1 protein-coding gene is annotated in these 2,602 nt (G+C 69.5%); it reads right to left on the bottom strand.

The genetic code is table 11. From position 1 onward, the window contains the following. Positions 1–243 precede the first annotated feature (243 nt). Positions 244–2,550 (bottom strand): AAA family ATPase, encoded by a 2,307-nt coding sequence (locus ACT3SQ_RS19070; protein WP_444601606.1) that lies wholly within the window; start codon positions 2,548–2,550, stop codon positions 244–246. Positions 2,551–2,602: the final 52 nt, after the last annotated feature.

The raw sequence follows: 2,602 nt of genomic DNA, 5'->3' as shown, positions 1-2,602 counted from the left end.
GAAGGGGTCTCGCTCCTCCCACTCCCTTTTTTCATGCCCAAAAACAGGGGCCCGCCAACGAGCGATGAAGTACTGGTCTAAGGGCCTTGTGTGCTATCCGCTGTGCACGCTCGCAATGACCTGCCTCGAATTCAGGGCTGAGTCGATCGCTCGATACTGCAATCGGCTATCGGGACCCAGCCTGACCGACCGCTGGCACGGCGCCGCACAATGCGGTGCGGGACATCACCGCGGACGTCGTCCTCACTGCCCGGCCCACTCCAGGAACTCCTCGGCCGCGATCACCGGCTTGCCCCACTTCACCGCGTTCTTGGTCTTGTTCGACTGGGTGCCGAGCTCGGCGACCACGAGCACGTCGCTCTTGGTCTTGGTGACGTTCGGTACCGCCACGAGCCCGCGATCCTCGGCGAGCCGCTCCAGCCGGTCACGGCTCACGAAGCCAAGGGCGGGGGAGACGACCTCCCCGGTGAAGCACACCCGAGCTCCGGGCACGAGCACCTCGTCCAACACCGACTTCTCCTCGAGCTCGAAGCCGTCGGGAAGCACCCGCACCCCGTAGTGCGCCTCAACAGCGCGCAGCCGCTCCACCACGAGCGAATCCGGGTGGAGGACCCGCTCCCATGCGGTCTCCAGCGCCTGGGCCAGCACGAGTGCGGCGTCATCCTCGGCAGAGAGGTTGCCACCCACCACGAATCCCTCCGGGCCCTCCATCCCGTCGGCCCCGGTGCTGCGGGCGAGCAGGAAGCCATGCCCGCGCACCAGCTGGGGGAACGCGGTCCCACCGGTCGCCGGCATCGCCCCGTCGGCGCGCAGCCGCTGCACTGCCGCACGCACGGTGCGGGCCCGCTCGAGCGCCGTCGCAGCTCGCAGCCCGGCCCGCTCGGCGGAGGTGAGGTCACCCGTCGGCAGATCGATCCCCAGCGGCATGGGCTGCACGATCCCGTTGCGCTTGAGCTCGAAATCGATGCGGGAGAGCTGCTGGTCCACCCCCGCCCCGATCGGCACCCGCCCGGCCAGCAGCGGGGACAGCGCCCGCCAGGCCTCGACCAGCAGCGGCGCGAGCTGCACGTCCCGCGTGGTGATCCCGAACTCGGTGCGGGCGGCGAACAGGTCGCTGGTGGGGTTGATGACCGTGGTCGCCTCGTCACCCTCGTCGGTGACCAGCGCGATCTCGACAGATCGGGGACGGTAGCGGTCGCCGTCGTTGCCGACGGTGAGCGCTGCCAGATACACCTCGCCCAGATCATCCGCCGTCGCCGCCTGAGAGGCGAGGAAGCGTCGCACCCGGGTGTCGGACTTCAGGTCGCGCGGCAGCACATCGCGCTTCAGCACCAGACCCTCGAGACTCGTGCAGCGCGAGAGCGCCACATACAGCTGACCATTGGCGAAGGTGCCGCCGGTGAGGTCCACGACCACCCGCTCGAGGGTCTGGCCCTGGGACTTGTGGATGGTGATCGCCCAGGCCAGCTTCATCGGCAGCTGGGTGAAGGTGCCGATCACCTCGTGGACCAGGGCGCCGCCCTGCACACTGGGGCGGGTGATGTCCCAGGTGTGCGGCGGCACCTGGACGGTGCTGCCGTCACGCAGCTGGACGGCGATGACGGGCCCGTCCTCATCGCTGCCGATCGCGGAGATGCGACCCAGGGTGCCGTTGACCCAGCGGTCCAGCGGATCGTTGGTGAGCATCATGACCTGCGCACCGACGGCGAGCTCCAGCTGCGCCTCGGTGGGGCGCTCGAATCCGTCGGTCTCACCGCGCAGGACGGCGGGGAAGGTCTTGGCCGGATCCGGCAGGCGTTCGAGCAGCTGCCGGTTGCGGGCGCCGACGATCCGGTTGGTGGTGGCGAGGGTCAGCCAGAACTCCGTGAGCGGGGGCTCGAACTCCGGATCCGTCCGACGGTTCAGCTCCGCGCGCGCGTCCTCCAGCAGTGCCCCGTCGCGCACGGAGTTCAGCAGATCCACCAGTCGGTCATCCCCGAGCTGGCGGAACACGGTGGCGAGCTCGACGACCGGGAAGGTCTCCCGGTCGAACGAGCGGGCGGAGAAGAAGAAGGGTGTGCCATAGCGCTCCTCGATGAAGGACGCCTCCGCGTCGGTCACCACCGGCGGCAGCTGATACAGGTCCCCGACGAGCACCAGCTGCACCCCACCGAGCGGCTCCCCGGGCCGCGGACCGAAGCGCTCGAGCGCCGCGGTGAGGGCGTCGAAGAGGTCGGCGCGCACCATCGAGGCCTCGTCGATGATCAGCGTGTCCAGCTCCGCGAGCGCCTTCGCGAAGCGGCCCGGGTAGTAGCCGCCCCCGCGCACCATCTCCTCGCTCACCCCGAGCGGGAAGGAGAACAGGCGGTGGATCGTGTAGCCGTCCACGTTCAGCGCCGCGATCCCGGTGGGCGCGACCGTGATCGTCGACCGCGTCGTGGTCTCCAGGAAGTGCCTGATCAGCGTGGACTTGCCCGTGCCTGCCCGGCCGGTGAGGAAGAGGTGGTCGCCGGCGTGCAGGTGGTCCAGGGCATCCTGGAACTCCGGAGTGATCGTGAGCTGGGTGGGCATGGGTCCATTGTCCCGGATGGGGGCGGGGGTGAGGCGGGGAGGGTGCCGTGCA

The sequence above is a fragment of the Brachybacterium sp. AOP42-C2-15 genome (genome assembly GCF_052377065.1).
Lineage (GTDB): Bacteria > Actinomycetota > Actinomycetes > Actinomycetales > Dermabacteraceae > Brachybacterium.
The sequence above is the reverse complement of the archived record's forward strand: the minus strand, read 5'-3'. Positions and strand labels throughout refer to the sequence as shown.